17 protein-coding genes are annotated in these 20,656 nt (G+C 58.2%); 7 read left to right on the top strand and 10 right to left on the bottom strand.

Annotation, left to right across the window (positions count from 1 at the left end):
- Positions 1–315: 315 nt before the first annotated feature.
- From IEN85_RS15110 to IEN85_RS15105, 3 genes are all read right to left on the bottom strand, one after another.
- Positions 316–1,596 (bottom strand): nSTAND1 domain-containing NTPase, encoded by a 1,281-nt coding sequence (locus tag IEN85_RS15110; protein WP_191617936.1) that lies wholly within the window; start codon positions 1,594–1,596, stop codon positions 316–318.
- A 142-nt stretch (positions 1,597–1,738) separates the two neighbouring features.
- Positions 1,739–2,011: a hypothetical protein gene (locus IEN85_RS24475; RefSeq protein ID WP_224772663.1), complete on the bottom strand. Its 273-nt coding sequence runs from the start codon at positions 2,009–2,011 to the stop codon at positions 1,739–1,741.
- A gap of 593 nt (positions 2,012–2,604) precedes the next feature.
- Positions 2,605–3,318: a TonB family protein gene (locus tag IEN85_RS15105; RefSeq protein ID WP_191617935.1), complete on the bottom strand. Its 714-nt coding sequence runs from the start codon at positions 3,316–3,318 to the stop codon at positions 2,605–2,607.
- Between the two features lie 106 nt (positions 3,319–3,424).
- Here IEN85_RS15105 and IEN85_RS15100 point away from each other — a divergent pair, with 106 nt between their 5' ends.
- Positions 3,425–3,706 carry a Smr/MutS family protein gene (locus IEN85_RS15100; protein WP_191617934.1) on the top strand — a complete coding sequence of 94 codons (282 nt, stop codon included), beginning with the start codon at positions 3,425–3,427 and terminating at the stop codon, positions 3,704–3,706.
- A gap of 225 nt (positions 3,707–3,931) precedes the next feature.
- On the opposite strand, the gene IEN85_RS15095 is transcribed toward IEN85_RS15100, so the two are convergent.
- Positions 3,932–4,543: a response regulator gene (locus IEN85_RS15095; RefSeq protein WP_191617933.1), complete on the bottom strand. Its 612-nt coding sequence runs from the start codon at positions 4,541–4,543 to the stop codon at positions 3,932–3,934.
- 328 nt (positions 4,544–4,871) lie between these two features.
- On the opposite strand from IEN85_RS15095, the gene IEN85_RS15090 reads away from it, so the two are divergent.
- The 3 genes from IEN85_RS15090 to map all read left to right on the top strand — a co-directional run bounded on the left by IEN85_RS15090 (position 4,872) and on the right by map (position 7,834).
- A complete protein-coding gene (locus IEN85_RS15090) occupies positions 4,872–5,546 on the top strand; it encodes a metal-dependent transcriptional regulator (RefSeq protein WP_191617932.1) in 675 nt (224 codons plus the stop codon).
- Positions 5,543–6,901 (top strand): DNA recombination protein RmuC, encoded by a 1,359-nt coding sequence (locus IEN85_RS15085; RefSeq protein WP_224772662.1) that lies wholly within the window; start codon positions 5,543–5,545, stop codon positions 6,899–6,901. Before IEN85_RS15090 ends, IEN85_RS15085 begins: the two co-directional genes overlap by 4 nt.
- 147 nt (positions 6,902–7,048) lie before the next feature.
- On the top strand, positions 7,049–7,834 hold the full coding sequence (map, locus tag IEN85_RS15080) for a type I methionyl aminopeptidase (RefSeq protein ID WP_191617931.1): 786 nt from the start codon (positions 7,049–7,051) through the stop codon (positions 7,832–7,834).
- 409 nt (positions 7,835–8,243) lie between these two features.
- Here map and IEN85_RS15075 read toward each other — a convergent pair whose 3' ends face one another.
- From IEN85_RS15075 to IEN85_RS15065, 3 genes are all read right to left on the bottom strand, one after another.
- Positions 8,244–9,098, bottom strand: a complete 855-nt coding sequence (locus IEN85_RS15075; RefSeq protein ID WP_191617930.1) for an MYG1 family protein — start codon at positions 9,096–9,098, stop codon at positions 8,244–8,246.
- 146 nt (positions 9,099–9,244) lie between these two features.
- Complete coding sequence (locus tag IEN85_RS15070) at positions 9,245–10,093, bottom strand: histidine kinase (protein ID WP_191617929.1); 849 nt, start codon at positions 10,091–10,093, stop codon at positions 9,245–9,247.
- Positions 10,094–10,288: 195 nt separating this feature from the next.
- Positions 10,289–10,888, bottom strand: coding sequence for a hypothetical protein (locus tag IEN85_RS15065; protein WP_191617928.1), 600 nt, complete (start codon positions 10,886–10,888; stop codon positions 10,289–10,291).
- Positions 10,889–11,096: 208 nt separating this feature from the next.
- Here IEN85_RS15065 and IEN85_RS15060 point away from each other — a divergent pair, with 208 nt between their 5' ends.
- Both IEN85_RS15060 and IEN85_RS15055 read left to right on the top strand, forming a co-directional pair.
- Positions 11,097–11,429 carry a PadR family transcriptional regulator gene (locus tag IEN85_RS15060; protein ID WP_191617927.1) on the top strand — a complete coding sequence of 111 codons (333 nt, stop codon included), beginning with the start codon at positions 11,097–11,099 and terminating at the stop codon, positions 11,427–11,429.
- 10 nt (positions 11,430–11,439) lie between these two features.
- Entirely contained in the window at positions 11,440–14,091 is a 2,652-nt protein-coding gene (locus tag IEN85_RS15055) for an ABC transporter permease (protein WP_191617926.1), read from the top strand.
- Positions 14,092–14,127: 36 nt separating this feature from the next.
- Here the strand turns inward: IEN85_RS15055 and IEN85_RS15050 are convergent, their stop codons facing one another.
- On the bottom strand, positions 14,128–15,570 hold the full coding sequence (locus IEN85_RS15050; RefSeq protein WP_191617925.1) for an esterase/lipase family protein: 1,443 nt from the start codon (positions 15,568–15,570) through the stop codon (positions 14,128–14,130).
- 334 nt (positions 15,571–15,904) lie between these two features.
- Between IEN85_RS15050 and IEN85_RS24460 the strand changes: the two genes are divergently transcribed.
- Positions 15,905–18,007 carry a TonB-dependent receptor plug domain-containing protein gene (locus IEN85_RS24460; RefSeq protein ID WP_191617924.1) on the top strand — a complete coding sequence of 701 codons (2,103 nt, stop codon included), beginning with the start codon at positions 15,905–15,907 and terminating at the stop codon, positions 18,005–18,007.
- Positions 18,008–18,170: 163 nt separating this feature from the next.
- Here IEN85_RS24460 and IEN85_RS15040 read toward each other — a convergent pair whose 3' ends face one another.
- Both IEN85_RS15040 and IEN85_RS15035 read right to left on the bottom strand, forming a co-directional pair.
- Positions 18,171–20,084, bottom strand: a complete 1,914-nt coding sequence (locus tag IEN85_RS15040) for a response regulator (RefSeq protein WP_191617923.1) — start codon at positions 20,082–20,084, stop codon at positions 18,171–18,173.
- Complete coding sequence (locus tag IEN85_RS15035; protein WP_191617922.1) at positions 20,081–20,641, bottom strand: YfiR family protein; 561 nt, start codon at positions 20,639–20,641, stop codon at positions 20,081–20,083. The genes IEN85_RS15040 and IEN85_RS15035 overlap by 4 nt, the downstream gene beginning before the upstream one ends.
- Positions 20,642–20,656: the final 15 nt, after the last annotated feature.

Genomic DNA, 20,656 nt, shown 5'->3' with positions numbered 1-20,656 from the left:
TTCAACTTTTCGTTCTAGTTCTTTTAGTTTGAGAATGTAGCCATATCTCGCCAACGCTTGAGAGCCGTAAGCTAGGGCTAGGACTGAAATCAAAACGTACAAAGCGTCATCCTTCTGAAAGTATTCGTAGATTCCGTAGATTGCTATGACTAGACTGACAACAATGATTCTCAGAGTCCTAAACTTGTTGATACGTGACTCAAGGAAGGTGGCCCATTGTTTCGCTTGTTTATCCATTTTAGTTTCTGCTAACTTTGAGGCGATGTGCGAGGATCAGCGAGGAGCGCTGGCCGCACGGTTGTATCCACCGACTGGTTATCCTAAATTTTCCTTTTTGAACACTCTGGGTCTTGCTGAGACGTATGCCGCAAAAAGAGAATCTCTGAAGCGGTAGTATCTTTCTCGTGTTTTCACGATTTCAGCACCGTAGTCTTCTGTAACAAGATGCCCAACGAATTGACTAGGATTATCTACCCCCTCATCTAGAGCTCTTTTGTATGCATCTGCGGTGTGGATTTCAACGCTGTCCTTTTGAACATCGGAAAGTGCCCTCAATACTATTTCCCTCTGGCGAGATGATGCTACTGCTTTTTTGTATCTGCTTTCCAGAATGGGGTCGATACCCGATTCGGCAATAGCTCTCAACGTCTTGGCAATATCAGGTCCTCCAATGTCTCGTCCACTTTCTCGATAGGCATTACGTAGCACATATTTCCCGATTAAGTGCGTCATGTATGGGTGTCCTTGAGACAGACGAACTAGCTCCTTTTTAGCATTGGGATCGAAACGAATGTAAGAATCAATACTCTGTTCGGCATCAGATATGATTTGCTCGAGTTCGGCGTCAGACATTGAGGGTAGATCTATAATCCCTCCAGCAAACAATCGATCAGATGACTCATGCTCTTCAATCAGTTCCTGCACATCGTGAGCGACTCCAACTATGCAGAATTTCACATTTGGAACATTTGTAGCCAACGCCTTTAGGAAGGTTGCAAATCCCTGCTTGTTCTTTATCTGATCGAATTCATCGATGACAAAAAGAACTCCATCCTTCGTCATTCCCTGTTCGGTGATGGCGCTTACGACATTCGTAAAGACAGTTTCTACTCCGTGATTTGAAACAGAGGATTCGTAAGTCGTTTCAGAGCCTTTTTCGCCTTCAAGCGAAAAAGCTCCGACATTTAGTTTCGGCTTAAATTTGTCTGCAGCTCTTCTTGCTTTCGGGATGTCATATATCCAATCGAGCAAGCAAGTCCTATTGGTTAATAGGCTTTCTAACAAGTGCTCGTGAGTTTCCGTCGTCTTACCGCAAGTATAGTAGATCGAAAGGAAATCTAAGTCCTGATCCGTTTCTATTTTTATCTTTTTGAGCAATTCATTTCTACCGGTGGCAATGTTTATTATCTGGCGAGCTAAAGACGTCTTACCGATTCCGCGATTTCCGATTACGGCGATGTTCGTTCCCTCGGATATCAATGCATAGTAACTGTCCTCAACAAACTTTTTTCGCCCAGCAAACCTTTGGGGGTCATCGATTTCTTTTGCCGGGGAAAAGGCGTTTTCAATTTGAGTGATTGTTGGTTTCGTGGGCATTTTTTTCTGGGTAACGTCAAATCCAAACGATGGCGGCTTCGGTTGATGTTCCAAGTCTGTTGAGGTTAGTATTCATGTGGTCGTTACTAAAGAGGCGAGCGTCTGCCGCCATTGTGTGCGATGCCTGGTTCGCACTATTTTTTTAAGTTGAAATGTAGGAATGCAGGATGAGTCCAGCAATGGTCCAAAGGGCAAATCCTGCTAAGCATGCGAAATGTATTTTTCTGTATTTCTTTCCTTTTGTATTCAGATCTTCAGGGTGAAAAGTCACTAGGTTTAGAGGATTCCATTGGTATCGCTTATCGAAGCAATTGATTCCTTCTTTTGCTTGTCCTGCAGCCATGAATGCAAATGCGGCATTGGCAACCAAGAGAGCCAAGTCTATCAATAGGTACATTGCCTTCAATGTCGTCATCTCTTTTTTGCGAAAGTCTTATTGAGCGACAAATTTGCCGGTTTTTGTTTTCGGAAAAAGCGACAACATTATCGGTTATTATTTAGGGATTACTTGGGCTGGATTGGGCTAGACTGAGCTTTGGGGGGTGTTGGGTTTAGGTGTATCTAGCTTAGGAAAATACGTAAAGACTGAAGATTGCGTCGTGTTAGCTCCTTTAAAAAGCTGCGCAAAGCGAGGGGGGCTCAAGGAGAAGTGGATGGAGGGCGGATCCGGGATGAAGGCGGAGACTTGGCGGACTGGAATGCGTTCTTGGAGGCGGAGGTCTGGCGATATTCGCTGCTTTTGCGTGAAATCGGGGAGGTGCTCCTGCAGCGCGGACAGCGTGGAAGCTGTCCCTCCCGTTCGGTGTTGGACGCGCGAGGGGGCATTGGAACTGGGGGGAAACGCACGCGGTATCTCGGCTTGCCGCCGAAGCGAAGCGCCCACGGGCGTGCCGCCTTGGGGCGAATGGGTGAGGGGCCGAGATTGCGGCGCGGGTTCGGCTGGCTCGGTGTTGTTGGCGAGGTCGCTTCCTGCTGCTCGGGGGCGACGTGGCAGCGGTCTCTCTCCGGCTAGGGGGAGAACTGGATGGGCATCATGATGGAGACGTGCACGGGCTGGCCTTGGACGCGGATGGTGTTGTACTGGATGTGGGCCACGGCGCGCATGGCGGCTTCCTCGAAGCCGGGGGTGGAGATGGAGACGATGCGGGGGTTGATCACGTTGCCGTCGGGATTGACGATGAACTCGACGCTGACGGCGGCGCTTTTGCCGGTGTTGAGGAAGGCCTCGGGGTAGAACTCGTCGAAGGCGGGGATGAACTTGGGCATGGGGGCTTGCTCGAGCTCGAAGGAGGGGGTGACGGGAACGTCGATCTCTTTGAAGACTTCGCGGCCCATCTCGACGTTGAGCTTGTGCTCGAAGGCGATCTTGAAGGTGAAGGGGATCTTGACGCGTACGGCTTGGGGAACGCCGTTCTTGGTGGCGGGCTCGAAGATCCACTCGGAGGCGGCGAGCAGGGCGGCGAGGCCGAACTCGTCGTGGGTGGCCCGGTCGACGACGGGGTCGATGACGGTGCCGAAGACGTCGACGTTGGCGATGATGATGGCTTCGCCTTCGATGCCGCGGTCGTAGAGCTCGCTGGGGTGGGAGGGGTCGACCTTGTAGATGGCGACGGGGGGGATGAGCTCGTCGCTCTTGGGCTCCTGGGCGGAGGCGCGGCAAGCGAGTCCTAGGGCGGCTAGGAGGCTGAGCGCGGCGCTGATGCTGGGTGCGAGTCGGTACATGGGTGGGAATGGCAGGGAGTTGCCTCCTGTCATATCTTCTAATTCGACGGGGAGTCTAGCGGTTTTAGTGGATTCGTAGGAGGAAAGGGGTTGTTTTAACGAAATTATGGAAGACGAGCCTGTGGAGTTCCCGATATCTGACGAGTTGGACCTGCATACCTTTCGCCCGGGGGAGGTGAAGGAGTTGCTGCCGGACTATTTCGAGCTTTGCCTGGAGAAGGGGATCACGCGGGTGCGGGTGATCCACGGCAAGGGCTCGGGCGCTTTGCGGGAGCTGGTGCACGCCCAGCTGCGCAAGATCGCCTGCGTGAAGGATTTCGGCTTGTGCGACCAGACGGGCGGGGGCTGGGGCGCGACTTGGGTGGAGCTGGAGGGGGTGAAGGGCTGAGGGAGAAGGCGCTCTTCGTCTGCTTCTTCTCGGGAAAAGGGGGGGGGGGGGCGGGCTTGTTGCTTGATCGCGCGTTGCGGCGGACTGGGCCAGTCCGCCCTACCTTGAGGCAGTGCTCATCGGACACGGGGGGGCGGGACGTGTGGATGGGGTCGAAGGTCTTTCGACTTCGCTGCTTTGGGAGGCGGTTTGCGGCTCGCTGGGACAGCGGGCCCTACCTGGGCCTTACTCGGCGGTGGCGCGGGCTTTGTCCTTGAGGGACTGCTTGTAGGATTCCATCTGCGGGCGGACGTGGGTGTCCATGCAGCTGGGGCAGATGGAGTGGGTGAAGTCGGCCCCGGTGCGCTCGTTGACGTATTGCTCGATCTGTTCCCAAAGGTCGCCGTCGTTGCGCACCTTCTTGCAGTAGCAGCAGATGGGGATGAGGCTTTCGAGGCGTTTGACCTGCTGGTTGAAGTTGAGGATGCGCTCGGCTACGCGGAGGCGGTTCCAGATCTCGTCGGAGCCGATGGGCTTCTTGAGGAAGTCGTCCACGCCGGCGTTGATGGCGGCCTCGAGGTTGGGGCGGGAGCGCTTCTGGGCGGAGATGAGGACGAAGTAGGTGTAGCTGTCCTTCATGCTTTCGCGCAGCTTGCGGCAGAGCTCGAGCCCGTCCATTTCGGGAAGCATCCAGTCGCTGATGACGATGTGCGGCCGTTCCACTTGAAAGGCGTCCCACGCTTGCTGGCCGTTCTCGTAGGATTTGATGTCGTATCCCAGCATGCTGGTGACGTTTTCGAGGAGGCGGCGGGTGGTTTTGTCGTCTTCGACAATGTGGACTTTGAATTGGCTGCTCATACTACTGTATTCTCGGTCTATCGGATAAGGTCTTCGTGAGTGAATCACTCTATGCGGATATGTGCGAGCCGCCGCGGGATTAACGTTTGTTTTACGAACGGGGCGTGGGAGCGAGCGGGCCGTGGGGGCGAGTGGGGCTGTGAGCTGCGACTTGCTTCGGGCGGTCACAAAAGGCTTTGCAATCGGGAGGCGATGGGTCAGCGATAGGAGGGAGTTTTTGCCCCTTTTCGCATCGAGCCGCGGTTTCTGAGCGCCAGCGTGAGCACTGTCTCAGAGCGCGCTCTCAAGCGCCGCTCGAGGAGGAGGCGCGGCGAACCCCTTTGAGACCATGGCGACCAGTACGGTAGAGAACTACATCAAGAATATCTACACCCTGCAATTCGAGCAGGGTGAGGGCGGGAACGTGAGCATGGGCGAGCTTTCCTCGTCGCTGGAGGTGACTCCGGGGACGGCCACGACCATGGTCAAGTCCTTGGCCAAGACGGGCTTGGTGGGCTACACTCCGCGAGTGGGAGTACAGCTGACGGAGCAGGGCAAGGAGCTGGCCCTGCTGGTTTTGCGCCGGCACCGCATGATCGAGCTTTTCCTGGTGAAGGTCTTGGGCATGGACTGGCACGAGATCCACGACGAGGCGGAGGCCTTGGAGCACGTGATTTCGGACCGGGTGCTGGAGCGGATCGACGTGTTGCTGGGGCATCCGGAGCTGGATCCGCACGGGGACCCGATCCCGGACAAGAGCGGGGTAATCGCCGAGCGCGACTTGTTGCCGCTGGTCGACTGCGAGGAGGGCCAGAGGGTGACGGTGGGTCGCATCGAGGACCAGGAAGACCGTTTTCTGCAGTACTTGGAGAGCAATGGCCTGACTCCCGGCAGGGGCTTGCTGGTTTCGGGCCGCGATCCTCAGGCGGGGGTGGTCTCGCTGGAGTTCAGCGACGGAGCGAAGCGTCAGCTCGGTTTCGAGGCGGCCCGCAAGATCAGCGTGGAGTTGGAGGTCGCCCCTTGATCGAGCAGTGGGCTTGGTTGATCGCTTTGGTGGCCGGCTTTGCGGCTGGGTGGGCGGTACAGGCTTATCGCTTGCGAACGCCCAAGGGCTTGCCCGAAGAAGAACGGGCGGAGCTGGAAGAGCGTTTGGCGGCGGCCGGCCAGCAAAGCGCGGTCTTGGAAGAGCGCTGCCGCGTTTTGGACGCGGCCTTGGGCGAGGCCAAGGTCGAGCTCGTGGAGCAGCGCGAGGAGCATCGAGCGGCGAGCGGGAAGTTGGCTGCTGCGGACGAGCGTATTCGTTCGATGGGTACGCGAATCGAGGAGCAGAAGAAGGAGCTGGCGGAGCTGCAGCAAAAGCTGACTGCGGAATTCGAGTCCTTGGCGACGCGTGTGCTGGACGCGAACTCGGAGAAGTTCGTAGCCCGCAACAAGGAGAGCTTGGACAAGCTGCTGTTGCCCTTGGCGGAGAAGATTACGGACTTTCGGACGCGGGTGGACCGGACGCACGACCAGGGCGTGAAGGATCGGGCGGAACTGGTGGCTCAGCTCAAGGCATTGGGCGAGCTGAACCAGCAGATGAGCGCGGAGGCGCGGAACTTGACGACGGCGTTAAAGGGGCAGACCAAGACGCAAGGCAATTGGGGCGAGCTGGTGCTGGAAACTGTATTGGAAAAATCAGGACTGGTGGCAGGTCGGGAGTACCGAACTCAGGCCAGCTTTACTTCGGAGGAAGGCCGGCGCCAGCAGCCGGACGTGTTGGTGAACTTGCCGGAAGGCAAGCACTTGGTCATCGACGCGAAGGTCAGCTTGGTGGCTTACGAACGCTGCGTGAACGAAGAGGACGAGCGGGTGCGGGATGCGGCCTTGAAGGAGCACTTGCTCAGCGTGAAGAATCACGTGCAGGAGTTGAGCAAGAAACGCTACGATGCCTTGCCGGGGATCGAGTCTCCGGACTTTACCTTGATGTTCGTACCGGTGGAGCCGGCCTTCGTGATGGCGATGCAAGCGGACGACACGCTTTTCGACTTCGCCTTTCGTCAGAACGTGGTGATCGTGACGCCGTCGACTTTGCTGGCGACGCTGCGTACTGTAGCCAATATTTGGAGACAGGAGAAACAGACGCGCAACGCCATCGATATCGCGGAAAAGAGCGGACTGCTCTACGACAAGTTCGTAGGCTTTTTCGAGGACATGCAGAAGATCGGCGAGCAGATCGGGCGCAGTCGGGATGCCTACGAGGCGGCGATGAACAAGCTTGCGACGGGACGTGGAAACTTGGTCAACCAAGTGCAGCGGCTCAAGGAGCTGGGGGCCAAGGCCAAGAAGGCTCTGCCGGAGGAGGTGCTGGAGGAAGGGCAGTTGAAGGACGAAGCTTAGCGGCGCTGTCCAGGCGAGCTCGACTTGTGATGTCTCATTTTTGCCGGGGCGGAGGGCGTGGAAGCCGTCCCTCCAGCGTTGGCGGCATCAGGTTTTGTCCTTGAAACCGATTCTCTATTGCAGAACAAAGTTTCGATAGACTGAGCCATGATCGTACGCAACGAAGAGCAATACAACGCAATCAAGGAAGCCGCCCAAGCTGCAGCCACCGTGCTGGACCGCATGTGCGCCTTGGTGGTGCCCGGCATGAACACTTACGATCTGGATCAGGCGGGCCGCCGCTTCATGGAGGAAATCGGCTGCGAGAGCGCTTGCTACCAGTACAAGGTGGGCTCGCGCATCTTTCCCTCTTGGACCTGTCTTTCGGTTAACGACGAGGTGGTGCACGGCATCGGGACCTTGGAGCGCGTGCTGAAGGAGGGCGACGTGATCAGCGTGGACGTTTGCACCCGCTACAACGGCTATATCGGCGACAACTGCCGGACTATTCCGGTGGGCCGTGTCGATCCCGAGCTGCAGCGCTTGCTGGACGTGACGGAGGAGTCCATGTACGACGGCATCAAGAATGCGGTGGCCGGCAACAAGGTCGGCAAGATTTCCAGCGCGGTGCAGAAGAAGGTGGAACGCGCGGGCTTTAGCGTGATCCGCGATTTCGTGGGTCATGGCGTCGGCAAGACCTTGCACGAAGAGCCCCAGATCCCGAATTTCGGTCGCCCCAACGACTACCAACGCTTGAAGCGCGGCATGGTCCTCTGCATCGAGCCGATGGTAAACATGGGCAAGCACAAGATCGCCATGGGCGAAGATGGCTGGACGGCCCTCAGCGCCGACGGCAGCCCTAGCGCCCACTTCGAGCACACGGTTTTAGTGGGCGAAAAGGGACCGGAAATTTTGACGGTTCCCGAGGGCAAGACGGCTCCGGCGCTGGTGTAGGGCTGGGGGCGAAGATATTCACTCGGCGTCTTCGGAGAAGCCGCGCCACCTGGAAGCGAGCGGAGTTCGCCGCCCGCGGTACCGAGGGACTTCTGCGACGACAAAGCGAAGCGTCTTTGGCCGTCCCACCTTGATATCTCGGGAGAATACGCCCGCGGAGCGGCCGTTCCACCTTGATGTGTCTAGATGGCGCCGGTCAGGGCCGTTTCCCATCTGGGCAAAGAAAAGGCGGATCGCCTACCCCTAAGCGATCCGCCACTTGTTTTCTTTGTTACCCCAAATAGATCTCGCTAAGCGATGATCTGCTAGGAAAGACGAAGCAGAACGGAATTTGTTCAGACTTTTTTGGTTTTTTTGGAAAAAAGTGGGTTTTTGCGGGCGCTGTTAAGCAGTCCTAATGGAGCGCATTTCAGCGCTTTATGCCTCGGGCAGCTAGGAGCTTGAGGCGATCGGGATCGGTGGCGGTGGTTTTGGCCACGAAACCGCTTTTGTGGGCGAAGTGAACGTCCGGCTCGTTTTCGATCTGGGTGTAGTCGAGGGAGGGGTGGTCGTTGTAGCGGGAAATGCCGTAGCCGGTGTTGCGGCGGTCGGGGTAGATGGTGCCAGCCACGCTTTGCTCGATTCCCTTTTCGCGCAGGAAGTGGCCGATGCCGGCGGAAGGGTCGTCGAGGTCGGTCTCCACGCGGGGGAGGAAGAGGAAGCTCAGGCCGTCGCAGTCCCAGATCTGGGCGTGGGCGGCGACGAAATCGATGCGGGCGCGGGTGCTGGTGAGGTAGCTGACGAGGTCTTCGCCTACCAGCTTCATCATTTCCCAAATCGCTTCGCCCGGCTGGTGCAGGTTCGAGGCGGCGAAGCGACGCAGCAAGGTCATGTCGATGGGGGAGTTGAGCTTGCCGATGACCTCGCGCTCGACGCCGAGCCACTGGGCGGTGTGGTTGGGTCCGCGGCAGTCGAACCATTCGGCCGGCTCCAGCCATTCGCAGAACGCTTTGGCGTCCTCGTAGAGCCCGTAGTGTTGCAGCACAAGGGAGAGGGCGCAGGTGGGCGGGGTGTCGCGGGGAAACTGGTGGTGGTCGAAATTGCCCAGCTCGGGTTGATGGAGGTCGCCCACGTCGACGACGGCTGTCTCCGGATTGGCGAGGTCGTCTGGGGCGGGCTCGCGTCGCTCGATGGCGACGGGATTTTTGGCCAGCAGCAGGCAGCAGGCGAGCAGGTCGTCCTTGTGGGCGGAACCGGGATGGGTGAGCAGGGTGGTGAAAGGCATTTGCGGAGGATGAAGGTTTAAGGATTAAAACTGGTGAGGGAGGGGCACGAAAAAGCCGACTTCTGTCAAGTCGGCTTCGGCGTTGGAGCGCTTGTTGCGCTCGGATGGGTCCGGCTCGCCTCACGTGGCCGTAGGGGCGGCGGGCGCTACTGGGCGTCGCGTTGCTTTTCGTTTTCCTCTTCCTCCTCAGACTGGTAGCGCTTGAGCAGCTCTAGCTGTTCTTGGGATTGGCGGGTGATTTCCTCCAGGCCTTCCCGCACTTGGGCGGGCGGGGTGTCGGCCCAGGATTTGGCGAGGCGCCAAGCGAGGTTGTTGATGAGGCTGAGCGGCGTTTTGAGTCGCTCGACGAGAATGGAAGAGAGGGTGCCGCGTTGGGTGTCGGGCAGGAGTTGGGCCTCGCTTTCCTCGCGGGCGGTTTCGAGCTCGCGGTTGGCTTGCTTGAGCTCGCGGCGCAGGAGCAGCAGCTCTTTCTCGAGCTTGGCCACGTTGCTTTGCTCGGCGATGACTTGGGAGTCGCTCTTTTCCTTCGCCTCGTTGCTCGCCTTGAGATCGGCTTGCAGGGCTTCGTACGCTTCGGGCGAGACTTTGGAGAGTTCGCTGATGCGTTCGATTTCGCCTTCCATGCGGCTGACTTCGTTTTCGAGATCGGCGGAGCGGAGGGCTTGGCTCTCTATGAAATGCTTGAGGTGGTCTTCCTCGAAGTTCTTGCTCTTCTTCTTGAAGGCGATGGAGGCGGTTCCGAGCTTCGTTTGGTTGACCAGTTCCTCGGAGGGGTCGACGAGGTGGGTGCCGATGCGGCGGAAGAGCATGGCGTTGAGAATCAGCAGCAGTCCGAGCAGCGGTATCCAGAATGCGGAGACGGGCAGCTGGCTCAGCTCCGCCAGCTGCTGGCGGTAGGGATCGAGAGGCGGCAAGGCGATGGCCACCACGATCAGAACCGTGAGCGATTGGATGAGGAGCGCGTGCCGCGCGAGAATGGACTTGGAGGTTTTCACTTGCTGCTGTGTGGCTGGAACGTTCGCGTGTTAGCTGTCGCTAGAGCAAATCTGCGGCAGGTAAAGGTCAAACGGGAAGACGGTATGCATCCAAACCTAGGGGAATGGAGCGACGCGTCGGTGGGTTCGACCGGCTGAGCAGGCTCTTGTTGCCTCGGAACGAGGTGAGACAGGGGGACTGGACGACAGTTCCTCCTAGTGTCCGGCTTGGTAGGGGACGTCGGCGTGCGTCTGCTGGTTAGCGAGCTCGCGTTCCAGAGCAGCTATGCGGTGGACTTGGTTGCGGTTCTCCTGGCGCAGGAGGCCGAGGTCGTAGTTGAGCTCATTGCGAATCCGGCCGTAGCTGTGCACGAGGTCCTCCAGCTCCTCGATCTTGCGGAGGTGCCGTTCGACGGTCTTGCGGGCGGTGTGGAGCTCTTCCTCCATGCGGGAAATTTGGTCGGCGCGGTTGTTGGCTCGCTCTTGGGTGAGGCAAACGAAATCGCGGATGATGCGAAGCTCCTTGAGCTGGCCGTAGGCGGTATCGGGGGCGACGGCCCCGAGGGCGCACTGCTCGCTGAGGGATTGAGCGGGGGCGCAGAGCTTCTTTTTCAGTTGGACGGTGAGGGCGAAAAGGAGGGAGAGGGAGACGGGGGCGACGAGGATCCAGAGCAGTTGGGGGGGGAGCCCGAGGGTGTTGCTGAGGGCGTCCCGGTAGGGCCTGAGCGGCTCCAGCAGCATGCCAAGCAAAGTCGCAGTCACGACGAGCGCGGAGGCGAGGAGATAGGCGTTTACGGTGGATCGGTAGGTCTTCACTGGATTCGGGCGCGGTGCGCTTTTGCGGGCTGGTAACATGCCAGAAGAGCGGCGTTTTACAAGGCGGTTGGATGTTTTATAACCTTGGCTCCGACCCCGGATTAGGCGAGCCGGAAGCGACCCATTAGGTCGACATACGAAGTTGGTCCTGCTCTTCTCTTGACAATCTAGAGGAACGCTTCTTTTCTCTAGTCAATCTAGAGAAGCTATGGACAAAGGAAGCAAGAATCTGCTGCAGGGGACCTTGGACCTGTTGATATTGAGAGCTTTGCGCGACGAGGAGCGTCATGGCTGGGGGATTCAGCAGCGTATCAATCAAATCGGAGAGGAGGCTTTGATGGTGAACCAGGGATCTTTGTATCCGGCGCTGGTGCGACTCGGCACTCAAGGCTTTCTGGAAACGGAGTGGCGGGTGACGGAGAACGGTCGCCGGGCGAAGTACTACCGTCTCACGGCTGCCGGCCGAAAGCGGTTGGAGGAGGAGACGGAGCAGTGGCGACGTTATTCGCGGGTGGTTAACTTGATCTTGGAGACCATTTAGGGCCGGTTTGATGAGTTTTGCGGCAAAGTGGATGCGTCGGTTGCGGGGGGCGCTGATGAATCGCGCGACGCGGGGGGATTTCGAGGAGGAGATGCGTTTCCATATCGAGATGGAAACGGAAAAGTACGTGGCGGAGGGGATGGATCCGCAGGTCGCCCGGCGGCGGGCAGTTCTCGCTTTTGGCAACGGAAACGCGGTGCGGGAAGAACTGCGCGAGGAACTGGGGTGGGCTTGGTTTGGGGACTGTTGGCGAGACCTGTGCTTTGGAATGCGTATGCTGGGTCGCCGTCCAGGCTTTGCGGCCAGCGTGCTGGTGACGTTGGCCTTGTGCTTGGGCGCCAACATGGCGTTTTTCGCGAGCTTGCAAGAAATGGTTTTGCGGGACTTGCCGTTCAAGGAGCCGGATCGGCTAGTGGAGATTTACCGGAGCGAAGGGGGCGATGGCTCGAGCAAGAGAGGTGGAAACCTGTCGTTGAAGAACGAATACGCGGCCCAGGGAGACCTCTTTGAGCAGGTAGCATTTTTCGGTGGGAAGTGGTCCAACTTGCAGATTGGAGGAAATGGCTTTCGCGGAAATGCCCTCCGGGTGAGCGACACCTTTTTTCAAACCTTGGGGGTGTCGGTAGAGCGGGGAGAGGCTTTGGGGGCGGCCACCCCCGACGGTTCCGCGTGGTTGGCTCGATCGCTTTGGGAGTCGGCTTACGCCGCTGACGAATCGGTTTTAGGCAAGGTGGTGCAAGTTGATGGACGGCCTTACCGGATCTTAGGAATCGCTCCGGAGGAAGCGGAGCGGGTGGTGCCCGAGGTTTCACTGTTCCTCAAGGTCGATCGCGCGGCAGCCTTGGCGGATCCGTTTGACGAAGGCCTTCGCAGCGAGAGCGCGGGGGTGGTCTGGGCGCGTTTGGCGGATGGGGTCAGCGTTGAAAAGGCGGCGTCGAGGCTGGTGAGTCTAGAAAGGCAGTTTCAGGAACGGGCGAGTTCCTTGTATCGAGAAAGCAACGACTGGGAGCGGCTTGTTTGGGAGGTGGTTCCGGTGCAGGAGGTTCGCTCAAGTTGGGCGAGTTCGCGCTTGTTGTTGCTCAATGCGGGGGCCTTGCTCGTGTTGCTCATCGGGTGCGTGAACGTGGCGAACCTCTTGCTTGCTCAAGCGAATGCCCGGAGCGAGGAGTACTGGATGCGTCGGGTGTTGGGCGCTCGTGGTGGACGGTTGGTGCGTCAATGTGTGGCGGAAACGGTTTTGCTGGTGGGCTTGTCGTGGCTGGCGGCATTGGGAATTGCGATGGCGGGTATTCAATTCCTAGCTGGGTATTCGAGCGAATTGTTTCGCGAAAGCGGAACGGTGTCTCTCGGAGTGGAAGCCGTAGCCTATGGGGCAGGTTTAGCTTTCGTATGCATGTTGGCTCTCGGCGCCTTGGTCGGCCAGCGAGCGGTCGCGGCTTCGAAGCAGGCGGAGAACGCTCGCTCGGGGCAGCAAACTACGCCGGGCCGAAGGGCCAAGGTTTTGGGCTCAGGCTTGGCGGTTTGGCAAACGGCCTTCACTTTAGCTCTCTTGATTGGGGGTGGCCTGTTGGTGAAGAGCTTCTATTTGGTGACGAATCAGGATTACGGGTTTGAGACGAATGGAGTGGTTACAGGGCGTATTCATCTCACGGATATGAAATACGAAGAAGGCGAGCGGAAAGAAGCCTTCAAGGCGCAACTTTTGCAAAGGCTGGAGGCGAGTGTGGAAGTGGAGTCTGTTTCTCTTTCTTCAACGATTCCTACATTCGGTTTTCCCGACCAGTTAGTAGTGAAGCGCGATGCTGCGGATGGCGAAAAGCCTCAGCGAACCTTTGTGAGCTACGTTTCGGATGGGCACTTGAAAACGCTCGGGATTTCTTTGCTGGAAGGTCGTGGTTTTTTGGATACCGATTCCTTCGGGTGGCAAACGCCGGTCTTGGTGGACGAGCGTTTTGCCCGTTTGCTGTATCCGGGGCAAAGCGCGCTCGGGAAGCGGTTGAATTTGGGGCGGCGTCCGCGAAACCAGAACAATTGGCTAGTTGTGGTAGGGGTTGTGGAATCGGTTAAGCAGACCGCTTTGGATGGCGACGATGGAATGCCGATGCTTTACCTGCCTCTCAAGGGAAGCTGGGTGGACGAGTTTAGCGTTTTCGTGAAAACGCAGGGAAGCGAAATCGCAGCCTTGAAGCTGCTAGGCAGCGAGGTCAGTCGCATGGACGCGGGGATGCCGCTTTATCGTAGTGGAAGTTTGGATGCGGTTATCGCGCAGTCCTTGTCGGGACGAAGGGGACTGTTGTGGTTGTGCATGGGCTTGGGATTGGTGGCCCTCGTCTTGAGCGCCGTCGGAGTGTATGGAGCCTCGTCGTTTCGGGTTTCCCAGCGCTTGCGGGAGTTTGCGATCCGTATGGCGGTCGGCGCCACGGAAGGGCGAGTGGTTGCCGAGCATGTGGGGCAAGACTTGAGGTTGGCAGCGGTAGGATTGGGCTTGGGCGTCTTGCTGGCGTCCCAGGCGAGTCGGCTCTTGTCGGCTTGGCTTTACGAGGTGGAGCCGTTCGACTGGCAAACCTACGCGGTCCTGACGCTCGGCTTGGGGCTGGTGTATGCCGCCTCCAGCTACTTGCCGGGCCGCCGCGGCGTGAAGGCGAACAAGGTCAGGTTGTAGGGGATTTGTCGCCTGCGGCTCACACTTTTCGAGGCTCTACTTGCTGAGCTCGAAGACCTTGGTGGTGGGGAGGCGCAGGAGGGTGACGTCCACGATGGTGGTGCGGAAGCTTTGGATGAGGGCTTGGATCTTGCTCGGGGTGAGCTTGATGCTGAGCGGCGCGAAGGCGATGTCGTCTGACTTGTCTTCGTGAGCGGTGATTTCGAGGTGCACGGTGGTAACTTTGTCGAGCAGCTCGTTCCATTTCTTGGAGCGCTTGTTGAAGCTCTGGGTGCGCAGGTAGAAGGTGATGATGCCTTTGGTTTTCTTGTTGAGGTGCTTGTCCTCGATCATGTGCTCCAGCTTGTTCTTGGAGGTATTTTGCGGAGTGGACTTGATGGTGATGTCGAAATCTTCGACGGGGGCGCCGAACTGGTCTCGCAGGCGGAAGATGAGTTGGGCGTGCCCTTCGTACTGGCTTTGCTTGTTCCACTCGAGCGGGCTGGAGCGAAGCTTGGCGGCTCGCTGGAAGGTCTTCTGCCGGGCTGCCTCGAAGGCGAGTACGGCTGCTGCGTAGTTGGTTTGGGAATACGGTGTGGCGATGGCGCGTTTGACGAGGGGGACGATTTGGTCGCGGTTTTCGGAGCCGGTGACGATGCCGATCTCGTCGCCGAAGTGGGCGGTTTCGTAGGCGATGGCGAAGGGGACGGCTTGGCGTTCGGAGGCGACGTCGCTCAGGTCGAAGCGGTAGATGTCGCTGGTGTCGAGGATCTCGTCGTCTTGCCGTTGCTGGATGAGGGATTGGAGATCGTCGACGCTGAGGGAGTAGGCGGCGTCGGTTGGGGAGACGCGCAGGAAGTTGTAGTTCAGGTTTCCGGCGGAGGTGCGTACGGTGTTGTCGGAGGAGTCTTCCTTGATGTAGCGCACGGGGATGTGTCGCATGGCGGAGAGGGTCTGGGAGCCGATGATGCAGTATTCCTGGACTTGGTAGTCCTTGTACATGTCGTTGCCAGTTTCGGTGAAGTGGCTGTGCAGGTCGAGGGTCTTGGTCGCTCCGAATTCAAGCTCGTCGAGGACTTTGACGCCGCGTCCGGTGCCTTGGAAGAAACGGGCCCAGCGGGCGAGCTGTCCGCGGCCGATGTGGGCGAGTCCGCTGCCGAAGTTGGCTCCGGCGAGGTGGACGAGGTTTTGGATGGGGCAGGGCTTGGGGCTGAAGCGCTTGATCCAGTTTCTGACCACGAGGGCTCCGGTGCTGTGGATGACGACGTGGAAGCCATCCGACAGGGTGTCGGCGTGGGCTGCGAGGGCGCGTTCCATGGCGAAGCTGACATCGTCCAAGGCGACCCCGTCGCTGAGGGAGATCCAGCGGGAGAGGTTGATGTCGAGGGTTTCCGCCCCGAACTCCTCGCGGAGGTCTGCCGGCAAGGTACCGTAGATGTCTTGGGCGGTGTTGTCGGAACCTTCGGAGGAGTAGCCGTGGATGAGGACGATGGGTAGCATTTCAGTCTTGGGTTGGATTTAGGAGAAAGCTCAGCCTCCTTGCATAGGCGAGGCGGCTTGGCCTGTCGAGTTTTCCGGAGGGCGAGCTGAGGCGAATTCTGGGATAAAAACTGAGGGTTTATACTTAATTAGGTTGCAATTTTTGGTTAGTGGCTAGGCTTGTGCGGGTGGCGAAGGCCGTCGGAGGCGTTTCCTGCGCGTTAACATTGGACGCGGGCGCGTCTGATACTTAGTCATCAACTGCAGGATCGTAGCTGGGTCTTGAAAAGGTTTCAGCTTTGGTTCTGATGTTGTTTCGCCGTTTCTCTTACACGATCCTCCCTTCCATTCCTGAATGATTGTCAGCTCTCCAAGCACGTTTTCGAAGATGCGGCTCGTCGCTCTCTTGGGCTTGAGCGGAAGCGGCTTGCTTTGGGGAGAGGGCTTGGACGTGGCTTCGCTTTCGTTGGACGAGTTGATGAAGGTGGAGGTCACGACCCCGGGCAAGGTCCCGGAGGCGATTCGGGATACGCCTGCCAGCGTTTACCTGATAGGCCGGGAGGACATCGAAACCTTCGGGTACACGACTTTGACGGAGGTGTTCGAGAACGTCCCCGGTTTCTACAACATCGACAACTATACGGGGGTAAGCGGCAATTTCGGCATCCGAGGTTACTGGAATGGGCGCATGCAAAACAGCAGCGTGGCGATTCTGGTGAACGGCGTGCCGCAGATGCGGCAGGATTTGTTCGCGACTCGCATGGAAGGCTTGGGAGTGCCGGTGGAGGCGATCGACCGGATCGAGGTCTCGCGAGGTCCGAACAGCGTGATCTATGGCAACGGAGCCTTTTTCGGAGCCATCAATATCATTACCAACGGATCTTACAGCGACGACCAGTTCAGCGTTTCCTATGGAGCCCGCGGCACGACTCGGGCGGCGGGGCGTTGGTCTGAGTTTGGCGAGGACCACCATGTGATCGTTAATGCGGGCTATTCGGAGACCGACGGCTACGATCATGACCTCCTGGAGCTGGTGGGGGAGGATCGCAGGGATTGGCTTTCCAGTTACGGGGTGACTCCGGACAATACCTCCTTGGCGGGGCGTCTGGAGCAGCGGTCTGAGTACTTCCAGCTCTCCGCGGCTTGGAAACAATTCTACTTCGAGCTAGGCCTGAACGATGCGGAGGTGGAGTCTTATTCTGGCTTGCCTGCGGTGGACGAGGGAAACCGTCGCTCTAGCGAGGAAGCCCGCATATCGGCGGGCGTGGATGTGCCGCTGGGGGACGCCTTCAGCTTGGATACGCGCCTGACCTATACCTCTTTCTACAGCGCGGAAAACTACGACGCGCTGTTTCCCGGTTTCGTGGGCGTCAACACGCGTGACTTCGACAACTGGGAGCTGGAGTCCTTGCTCACCTACTCGCCCTCCGACGACTTGCGCATCCTGGGAGGGGTGAACCTGCAGCGGATGCAGAATTTCTACGAGTACACGCACGTGCCGGCGGTGGGTTTGCTTCACGAATCGGTGGTGGTCGACGATCGGGATATCCGATCGCTCTTTGGGCAGGTGAGCTACCAGTTGAGCGAGCCGTGGAGTTTGGTGGCAGGGTACCGCATCGAGAAAATGAGCGGATTCGATCGCTTCGTTTACATCAACGAGCCGGTGGACACCGGAACGCCTTTGCCAAGCGGCGCGAAGGGCGGTTTTGAAAACGGTACGCCGCGCGTGTCGCTCATCTACCAGCCGAGCGAGTCCCAAGTGCTCAAGTTTATGGTTGGCGACGCAACGAAGATTCCGAATTTCAGCGACCCGAGTTTCGAGTCCGAGCGCTCGCGCACCAGCGAGATCAACTACAGCTGGTCCTCGGAGAATCTCCACCTCAGCGCCAGCCTCTTCCACAACTCGCTGAGCGATCTCCTGATCGAAGCCTTGGAAATCGAGCCGTCGGGCTTGGTCGATACCGACCTGCTGCGTGGTGGAAAAGTGGATACAGATGGGGTGGAAGTCTTGTTGATCAAGGATTTTTCCGAGGGGCTGCGGGCCGAGTTTGGTGTGACGATGCAGCACTCCGAGTCGATGGAGACTCCAGAGGGGCGTTTGAGCTACTCCCCGGATTTTCTCGGCCATGCCAAGCTGTCCTACAAGCGCGGCGACTTCTCGGCTGCTGTCCTCGGCCGCTATGTGGATGACATGCTGTCTTTCTACAACGTGGATGAAGAGGCGACCCCGATGTTCGAAGATGGCTACTTTGGCGATCCGGTAGACAGCTACGTGGTGATGGATTTCAACCTTCGTTGGGAGCAGGTTTGGGAAAAACTCTATTTGAATTTCCACCTCAACAATGTCTTCGACACGGAGATTCGTTACCCGAGCAATCCGATCAACGGGCTGTTGCTAAACCGAGGGCATATCGGTCCGGGGCGTGGGTTGACGATTAAGGCTGGGATACGCTTTTAGGGGCTCCTTTCGTTTTTGGGTGACGCTGGGTGGCGCGTGACAAGCGCGTGTCCTCGCAAGGCGCGAGTGTCGCATGCTCCCTACCCGCGGACGGCCGTTTTGATGAGGGTACCGATGAAATGGGGAGCGCTTTTGCGGCGGCGTCTGAGAAGAAAAGCGCTGCCTAAGCGAGCCACTTGCGGATGATTTCGTTGAGTCGATCTGTGTTGAATGGCTTGGGCAGGGAGTCGTCCATTCCCGCCTCGGTGCATTGCTCGATGCCGCGCGAGTTGACGTGGGCGGTCATGGCGATGATGGGGGTACGTTGTCCTGCTGGCTCTTGCTTGCGCAAGGCTCGAGCGGTTTCGTAGCCGTTCATCTTGGGCATTTTGATGTCGAGAATGATCAGGTCGAATCGCTGCTTTCGGGCCAGTTCGATGGCTTCCTCTCCGCTGCGGGCGCAGGTGACCTGGTGACCGCTGTTGCTGAGCATGAATTCGCCGAGTTCGAGGTTCACCGCTTGGTCGTCCACGAGGAGCACTTTGCAGGATTGCTTGGAGTCGATGGTCTTGAGCCCCTCTGCGGACTCCGGATCTGGCTCGTTGCCCTCGGTGAAGGTCACGGGAATTTCCAGCCAGAAGGTGGAGCCCACCGACTGTTTGCTCTCGAAGTCGATTCGGCCACCCATTGCGTTGACGATCTTTTGCGTGATCGCGAGCCCGAGGCCCATTCCACTGTACTGTCGGGTGAGGCTGACGTCGATTTGCGAGAAGGGGCGGAAAACATGTTCTCGGTTCGCTTCATCGATGCCGATTCCAGTATCCTGAACTTCGATACGCAGGCATGCTTGTTGCTGGTCGCAGGGTCGCAAGTGGCTGCGGATTTCTATGCTACCGTTGTTCGTAAACTTAAGGGCGTTGGCCACGAGGTTGAGCAGGACCTGCTGCAGCTTAACCCTATCGGTGGAGATCGTTGTGTATTTCTGGATCTCCTCGTTTTCGAAGGTGTGGGAGTAGCTTAGGGCGATGCCTTTCTCGTCCGCTTGCTGCTGCATGAGGTTTACCACGTTTTGGCAGAGGCGCTGGTAGTTGACGGGGTCGAGGTTAAGGCTGACGGCGCCGCGCTCGAAGCGGCTGTAGTCGATGACCCGGTCGATGAGGCTTTGTAGGTGCTCGGCGTACTGGCGCACTAGGCCCAGTTGCTTGCGGTCTTCCGCTTCTTTCGCTTTGCGGAGCAAGATTTCAACGTATCCAATAATTGGATTTAGCGGTGTGCGCAGCTCGTGGCTGATGACGGAGAGGAAGTCGTCTTTCGCTTTGCTGGAGGCCTCGGCCTTGTCGCGAGCCTGCACGAGCTCGTCGGAGCGGTTTTCGATTTCCGCCATCATTTCGTTGAAGGCGTCGACTAGCTGTCCGGTTTCGTCTTCGCTCAGGCGTGGTTGGCGGGTGGAGAAGTCGTGGTCTTTGGTAATGCGCTCGGCGGTGTTCGCGAGTTCGATGATGGGCTTCGAGACGTGGCTGCCCAGCTGTTTCGCGAGGATGATGGCAGTTCCGAGGGAGGCGACGATGAGGGAAAAGAAGATCAGGCAGCGGGCGAAGATGAAGTCTTTCAGTTCGCCGAGTTCCGCCTTGAAAACGAGGTAGCCGTCCAAGGTTCCCTTGGGGGAGATGGGTTGGTTGACGGTGATGTAGTTTCCGGAGATCCGCGTATCCTCCTCCATAGAGACGAGGCTGGTGGGTTTCTCGTTGCTGTCCTGTCGCTGGAACTGGGCGAGCACGGATCCATCGGTCAGGTATACGACGGCGCAAACGATCTGCTCTCTCTGGGAGAGGACGGAGATCATGTCGTGGGCGTCGTACTCGTCGCGGAAGCTGATGGATGTCTCCAAGTTGCTCGCGGTCATGCGGGCGGTCCTTTCGTACTCCTCGAGCAGGCGCATGCGGAAGGAGGTCAGCTCGATGACGAAGGAGGTGAGCATGGATGCGATGGTGACGAATCCTGCGACCGCGGAGATGAGCGCCACCAGCTTCTTGCGGATGGAGAGGCTTTGGTAGTAGCGGAACAGCGGGCTAACGTTGCCTGATTCGGGGGAGCTCATTCTTGCACGATCCTGCTGGCGAGTCGCAGGAGCTTGGCGCGGAATTCGATGCCGTGGCGTTTCGAGTTGTCCAAGTGGACCTCGAATCCGAGGCGTCGCTGTTTCTTGACGAGGTTAACGAGTCCGCCTTGTTCGAGGAATCCCTCGAAGGTGCCGATCAGGACGATGGGGCGCTTTTCGATTCGTTTGAGCAGGCGAGGGATTTCGATGGGGTCGGGGTCGCTGAAGAATAGGACGTCGCAGCGGAAGAGCTCCTCGTTTGGGGTTTGGCCGTTGACGGGGACGATGACGAAACGGCCCTTGAATCGCGGATCGTTGAGCAAGGCCTCGAAGGCGAGGTAGCTGGCGCTGGAGTTCATGATCCCGATGGTTCGAGGGGCCTGGTCGTCTCTATCGCCGGAGTCCGGCCATTCGGTGAAGCCGAGCAGCTGGAGTGTCATGGCGGCCTCCACGGTATCTTGCTCGATCGGCTCCGCATGGGTTCGCGACCCGAGCAAGCCTGTGATGAGGCAAGCGAAAATGCAGGCGGCCTTTATTCCACGCGGAAAGAGGTTCATCGAAAGAGTCAGCGA

Origin of the sequence: Pelagicoccus enzymogenes (genome assembly GCF_014803405.1) — a bacterium.
GTDB classification, from domain to species: Bacteria; Verrucomicrobiota; Verrucomicrobiia; order Opitutales; family Opitutaceae; genus Pelagicoccus; species Pelagicoccus enzymogenes.
Note: the sequence above shows the minus strand (reverse complement) of the source record. Positions and strands in the feature narration are given on the sequence as shown.

Excerpts from the sequence above, each read along its gene's own strand:
- IEN85_RS15110 (WP_191617936.1), bottom strand. The coding sequence starts at position 1,596 with ATGCCCACGAAACCAACAATCACTCAAATTGAAAACGCCTTTTCCCCG.
- IEN85_RS24475 (WP_224772663.1), bottom strand. The coding sequence starts at position 2,011 with ATGACGACATTGAAGGCAATGTACCTATTGATAGACTTGGCTCTCTTG.
- IEN85_RS15105 (WP_191617935.1), bottom strand. The coding sequence starts at position 3,318 with ATGTACCGACTCGCACCCAGCATCAGCGCCGCGCTCAGCCTCCTAGCC.
- IEN85_RS15100 (WP_191617934.1), top strand. The coding sequence starts at position 3,425 with ATGGAAGACGAGCCTGTGGAGTTCCCGATATCTGACGAGTTGGACCTG.
- IEN85_RS15095 (WP_191617933.1), bottom strand. The coding sequence starts at position 4,543 with ATGAGCAGCCAATTCAAAGTCCACATTGTCGAAGACGACAAAACCACC.
- IEN85_RS15090 (WP_191617932.1), top strand. The coding sequence starts at position 4,872 with ATGGCGACCAGTACGGTAGAGAACTACATCAAGAATATCTACACCCTG.
- map (WP_191617931.1), top strand. The coding sequence starts at position 7,049 with ATGATCGTACGCAACGAAGAGCAATACAACGCAATCAAGGAAGCCGCC.
- IEN85_RS15075 (WP_191617930.1), bottom strand. The coding sequence starts at position 9,098 with ATGCCTTTCACCACCCTGCTCACCCATCCCGGTTCCGCCCACAAGGAC.
- IEN85_RS15060 (WP_191617927.1), top strand. The coding sequence starts at position 11,097 with ATGGACAAAGGAAGCAAGAATCTGCTGCAGGGGACCTTGGACCTGTTG.
- IEN85_RS15055 (WP_191617926.1), top strand. The coding sequence starts at position 11,440 with ATGAGTTTTGCGGCAAAGTGGATGCGTCGGTTGCGGGGGGCGCTGATG.
- IEN85_RS15050 (WP_191617925.1), bottom strand. The coding sequence starts at position 15,570 with ATGCTACCCATCGTCCTCATCCACGGCTACTCCTCCGAAGGTTCCGAC.
- IEN85_RS24460 (WP_191617924.1), top strand. The coding sequence starts at position 15,905 with ATGATTGTCAGCTCTCCAAGCACGTTTTCGAAGATGCGGCTCGTCGCT.
- IEN85_RS15040 (WP_191617923.1), bottom strand. The coding sequence starts at position 20,084 with ATGAGCTCCCCCGAATCAGGCAACGTTAGCCCGCTGTTCCGCTACTAC.
- IEN85_RS15035 (WP_191617922.1), bottom strand. The coding sequence starts at position 20,641 with ATGAACCTCTTTCCGCGTGGAATAAAGGCCGCCTGCATTTTCGCTTGC.